The sequence below is a fragment of the Streptomyces sp. NPDC006368 genome (assembly GCF_040612535.1).
Taxonomy (GTDB): domain Bacteria; phylum Actinomycetota; class Actinomycetes; order Streptomycetales; family Streptomycetaceae; genus Streptomyces.
Window position 1 is genome coordinate 1 of sequence record NZ_JBEXQK010000088.1, and the last position, 5,334, is coordinate 5,334.

The following is a 5,334-nucleotide window of genomic DNA, read 5'->3' on the forward strand; positions in this document are numbered from 1 at the left end:
CAGACCTCGCTGCGGGCGCACCGCGGCGGCCTCTTCGCCGACGGCCGCCTCGACCGCACCATCCGCACCCTCGCGGCCTTCGGCCTCCAGCTCGCCACCATGGACGTACGCGAGCACGCCGACGCCCACCACCACGCCCTCGGCCAGCTCTTCGACCGGCTCGGCGAGGAGTCCTGGCGGTACGCCGACATGCCGCGCGACTACCGGCAGAAGCTCCTCGCCAAGGAGCTCCGCTCCCGCCGCCCGCTGGCCCCCACCCCGGCCCCGCTCGACGCGGCCGGCACCAAGACCCTCGGCGTGTTCCTCACCGTCAAGGACGCCCTGGAGCGCTTCGGGCCCGAGGTCATCGAGTCCTACATCATCTCCATGTGCCAGGGCGCCGACGACGTCTTCGCGGCGGCCGTCCTCGCCCGCGAGGCCGGCCTGATCGACCTCCACGCCGGCTGGGCCAAGATCGGCATCGTGCCGCTGCTGGAGACCACCGACGAGCTGCGCGCCGCCGACGTCATCCTCAACGACATGCTCGCCGACCCCTCCTACCGGCGCCTGGTCTCCCTGCGCGGCGACGTCCAGGAGGTCATGCTCGGCTACTCCGACTCCTCCAAGTTCGGCGGCATCACCACCTCCCAGTGGGAGATCCACCGCGCCCAGCGCCGCCTGCGCGACGTCGCCCACCGCTACGGCGTACGCCTGCGCCTCTTCCACGGCCGCGGCGGCACCGTCGGCCGCGGTGGCGGCCCCTCGCACGACGCGATCCTCGCCCAGCCCTGGGGCACCCTGGAAGGCGAGATCAAGGTCACCGAGCAGGGCGAGGTCATCTCCGACAAGTACCTCATCCCGTCCCTGGCCCGGGAGAACCTCGAACTCACCGTCGCGGCCACGCTCCAGGCGTCCGCGCTGCACACCGCGCCCCGCCAGTCCGACGAGGCCCTGGCCCGCTGGGACGCGGCCATGGACACCGTCTCCGAGGCCGCCCACACCGCGTACCGCAAGCTGGTGGAGGACCCCGACCTGCCGGCGTACTTCTTCGCCGCCACCCCCGTCGACCAGCTCGCCGAGCTCCACCTGGGCTCCCGGCCCTCCCGCCGCCCCGACTCGGGCGCGGGCCTGGACGGGCTGCGGGCCATCCCGTGGGTCTTCGGCTGGACGCAGTCCCGGCAGATCGTGCCCGGCTGGTTCGGCGTCGGCTCCGGCCTCAAGGCGCTGCGCGAGGCCGGCCTCGACACCGTGCTCGACGAGATGTACGAGCAGTGGCACTTCTTCCGCAACTTCCTGTCCAACGTCGAGATGACCCTCGCCAAGACGGACCTGCGGATCGCCCGCCACTACGTCGACACGCTCGTCCCGGACAACCTGAAGCACGTGTTCGAGGACATCCAGGCCGAGCACGACCTGACGGTCGGCGAGGTCCTGCGGGTGACCGGCGGGGAGAAGCTGCTCGACTCCAACCCGGTGCTCCAGCAGACCTTCGCCATCCGCGACGCCTACCTGGACCCGATCTCCTACCTCCAGGTCGCGCTGCTCGCCCGCCAGCGGTCCGCCGCCGAGCGCGGCGAGGAGCCGGACCCGCTCCTCGCCCGGGCGCTGCTGCTCACGGTGAACGGCGTGGCGGCCGGCCTGCGCAACACCGGCTGACCTCCGGGACGGAAAAAAGGGGGGCGCCCGGTTCACCGGGCGCCCCCTTCGCATAGCCGATGTCAGTGCTGTTGGGCCTTGCGGCGGCGCAGTACCAGGTAGCCGCCGCCCGCGACCAGCGCCGCGGCGACCGCGCCCAGGACGCCGACGGGCGCGCTGCTGCCGGTCTCGGCGAGGTCACCCTCGGCCGCGTCGCTCGCCGAGGGGGCGGGCTTCGCCGCCGCCGGGGCGGTGGACGGCGCGGCTGCGGGGGCCGTGGCCGCAGGGGTGGTGGCCTCGGGGGCGGTGGCCTCGGGGGCGGTGGACTGCGCGGGCGTGGGAGCGGACCCGCCGCCCTTGCCGCCCTCCTCCTCCTTGCCGCCCTTGCCGCCCTCGTCGTCCTTTCCGCCCGGCTTGTCCTTGTCGCCCGGCGTGGACGTGGCCGGCTCGCAGTCGGTCTTGAAGACCTTGTGCTTGGCGCGGCCGTTCTCGCCGTCGAAGTTCCAGAAGAGCTTGTAGTGGCCGTCCGGCAGGGTCATGTCAGCGGTCCGGCCGTGCCCCTGGGCGTCCAGCGTCAGCGAACCGGACTCGACCGTCCCGCCCTTGGCGCCGGCGCTCCCGCCCCAGGCCTCGATGTGCCAGTCGACCAGCTGGCCGGCGTCGAACCCGAAGGCGTCGAGGTAGAACTCACAGACCTTCGGCTCGTTCTTGCGAAGTTCCTCGCCGGTCGCGGCGTCGTGGATCTTGACCGTGCCGTTGTCGCCCTTGGTGGCGAGGGCGGAGGGGGCGAACACCAGGGAGCAGGCGGCAGTCGCCACCAGTACACCCGAGTAAGTGAGCATGCGCATGGGATGTCCAACGAGAGAAGGGGCCGTGGGGGGCGGCGGCTCAGCTTCCTGTCGCGCTCGCCACCGCGTCAAGCCACCTCACGCCGCATCCGTACCAAGGGCAGCGTCTTGCCCCAATGGTCCCCATAACGATTGAGTGAACGCCCCATTCCGCATACCGCTCTCCAGCGCCCGGGGCCGGTCGTCACAGCGCGAAGAACGTCCCCACCAGCAGCGCCCCGCCCACCGACGCCGACGCCCACGCCAGGCGCGGCGCCCGCAGCCCGCCACCGATGACGAGCGCCGCCAGCAACAGCGCCCCGGCCAGCGGCAGCCACGCGTGCAGCCCCCCGGACCAGCCCGTGCGCACCAGCTCCGTGCTGTCGGGCTTCACCACCACCGGGAACCGCCCGCCCTTCTCGACCGCCACCGAATGGGCGATCGTCATGTCGGTACGGATCCCCGCCGGGCCCTCCGGGTCGTACCGGCCGGTGCACGTCTCCGTCGAGCAGCCCGTCACCGTCATCGCACCGTGCTCGCGGCCCTTCGACAGCAGGATGTGCTGCGCCGTCCCCCACGACGCCCAGAAGCCCGCCACCACCAGCAGCAGGGCGACCAGCGCCATGGCTGCCCGGCGGACGTACGGGAGCGCTGAGGTCCGCTTCTTGCTCCTGGGGCTCCTGGGGCTCATGGGCCGCGATCCTCTGGGATACGACCAGGCCCGGTCAATTCCGGTCCGAACCCGTTACGAGTTGTACACGGACTGTGCTCGCTCCAGGCCCTCGATCACCAGGCACTCCGCCGCGTCCGCCGCCCGGTCCACGAAGTAGCCCAGCTCCTTGCGCTCCGCGGAGGAGAAGTCCTTCAGGACGTAATCGGCGACCTGCATCCGCCCCGGCGGACGCCCGATCCCGAACCGCACCCGGTGATAATCCGGCCCCACCGCCCTCGTCATCGACTTCAGGCCGTTGTGACCGTTGTCACCGCCCCCCAGCTTCAGCCGCAGCATCCCGAAATCGATGTCCAGCTCGTCATGCACGGCCACCACATGCGCCGTCGGCACCTTGTAGAAGTCCCGCAACGCCGTCACCGGACCACCCGACAGATTCATGTACGACATCGGCTTCGCCAGGATCACCCGGCGGTTCCCCGGACCCGGAGGACCGATCCGGCCCTCCACCACCTGCGCCTGAGCCTTCTGCGCGCGCTTGAACTTCCCCCCGATCCGCTCGGCGAGGAGGTCGGCCACCATGAAGCCGACGTTGTGCCGGTTCCCGGCGTACTCCGGCCCCGGGTTGCCCAAGCCCACGATGAGCCAGGGGGCGCTGGCATCGGTCGTCATACGGTCAGTCTCCTCGTACCCAAACCTGCGGCGAACACGGAAACGGGGTGGCGGGCCGCAGCCCACCACCCCGTCACGACCACGTCAAGCGGAGCCTACGGCTCAGACCTCGGCGGTCTCGTCACCCTCGGCGCCCTCACCGGACGGCTCCTCGGCCTGGGCGGCCAGGACCTGCAGCACGACGGTGTCCTCGTCGACGGCGAGCGAGGTGCCCTTCGGCAGCTGGATGTCCTTCGCCAGGACGGAGGCACCGGCCGCCAGGCCCTCGACGGAGACGGTCAGCGTCTCGGGGATGTGGGTGGCCTCGGCCTCGACCGGAAGCGCGTTCAGCACGTGCTCCAGCAGGTTGCCACCGGCGGCCAGCTCGCCCTCGGCGACGACCGGGATCTCGACCGTGACGGTCTCGCCACGCTGCACGAGCTGCAGGTCGACGTGCTCCAGGAAGCCCTTCAGCGGGTCACGCTGCACGGCCTTCGGGATCGCCAGCTCGTTGCTCTTGCCGTCGATGTCCAGGGCGATCAGGACGTTCGGCGTACGCAGCGCCAGCAGCAGCTCGTGACCCGGCAGCGACAGGTGGATCGGGTCGGAACCGTGGCCGTACAGCACACCCGGAACCAGGCGGGCGCGACGGAGACGGCGGGCGGCACCCTTACCGAACTCGGTACGGGTCTGCGCGGTGATCTTCACCTCGGACATGGGCACTCCTCGTAAATGTCAGACGGAAATCGGTCGTGGTCACCCGGCCACGACTGGACTTGGCCTGCTACGAAGAGCGCGTCGATAACGGACCGCCGCACCTGACCGGTACGGCCTCCCTCGCCGAGCAACTCCACCAGTTTAGCCGAACGGAGAGGGCCGCCCCGACACACGGCCGGGACGGCCCTTCCCGCCGCGGCACGATCAAGCGTGCCGAACGGTCAGCCCTGCTCCTCGAAGAGGCTCGTCACCGAACCGTCCTCGAACACCTCACGCACCGCACGCGCGATCGTCGGCGCGATCGACAGCACCGTGATCTTGTCGAGCTCCAGCTCGCCCGGCGTCGGCAGCGTGTTCGTCAGCACGAACTCGCTGACCTTCGAATTCTTCAGACGGTCGGCCGCCGGCCCCGACAGAATGCCGTGCGTCGCGGTCACGATCACATCCTCCGCGCCGTGCGCGAAGAGCGCCTCCGCCGCGGCACAGATCGTGCCACCCGTGTCGATCATGTCGTCGACCAGGACACACACCCGGCCCTCGACCTCACCGACCACCTCGTGCACCGTCACCTGATTGGCGACGTCCTTGTCACGACGCTTGTGCACGATCGCCAGCGGCGCGTCCAGCCGGTCACACCAGCGGTCCGCCACCCGCACACGACCCGCGTCGGGGGAGACGATCGTCAGCTTGTTCCGGTCGACCTTCGCGCCCACGTAGTCCGCCAGCACCGGCAGCGCCGTCAGGTGGTCCACCGGGCCGTCGAAGAAGCCCTGGATCTGGTCCGTGTGCAGATCGACCGTGAGGATGCGGTCGGCGCCCGCGCACTTCAGCATGTCGGCCACCAGGCGGGCCGAG

6 protein-coding genes are annotated in these 5,334 nt (G+C 70.9%); 1 reads left to right on the forward strand and 5 read right to left on the reverse strand.

Annotation, left to right across the window (positions count from 1 at the left end):
• A partial coding sequence (locus ABZZ38_RS30125; protein ID WP_356745679.1) for a phosphoenolpyruvate carboxylase occupies positions 1-1,635 on the forward strand: 1,635 nt, incomplete at its 5' end.
• A 62-nt stretch (positions 1,636-1,697) separates the two neighbouring features.
• Here ABZZ38_RS30125 and ABZZ38_RS30130 read toward each other — a convergent pair.
• The 5 genes from ABZZ38_RS30130 to prs form a co-directional block, all read right to left on the reverse strand.
• On the reverse strand, positions 1,698-2,462 hold the full coding sequence (locus ABZZ38_RS30130; RefSeq protein ID WP_356745681.1) for an LPXTG cell wall anchor domain-containing protein: 765 nt from the start codon (positions 2,460-2,462) through the stop codon (positions 1,698-1,700).
• A gap of 184 nt (positions 2,463-2,646) precedes the next feature.
• Positions 2,647-3,132, reverse strand: a complete 486-nt coding sequence (locus tag ABZZ38_RS30135; RefSeq protein ID WP_356745683.1) for a hypothetical protein — start codon at positions 3,130-3,132, stop codon at positions 2,647-2,649.
• A gap of 54 nt (positions 3,133-3,186) precedes the next feature.
• A complete protein-coding gene (pth, locus tag ABZZ38_RS30140) occupies positions 3,187-3,783 on the reverse strand; it encodes an aminoacyl-tRNA hydrolase (protein ID WP_356745685.1) in 597 nt (198 codons plus the stop codon).
• A 102-nt stretch (positions 3,784-3,885) separates the two neighbouring features.
• Positions 3,886-4,479, reverse strand: a complete 594-nt coding sequence (locus ABZZ38_RS30145) for a 50S ribosomal protein L25/general stress protein Ctc (protein WP_356745687.1) — start codon at positions 4,477-4,479, stop codon at positions 3,886-3,888.
• A 221-nt stretch (positions 4,480-4,700) separates the two neighbouring features.
• Positions 4,701-5,334, reverse strand: a 634-nt coding sequence (gene prs / locus ABZZ38_RS30150; RefSeq protein WP_356745689.1) for a ribose-phosphate diphosphokinase, incomplete at its 5' end; no start/stop codon positions are given.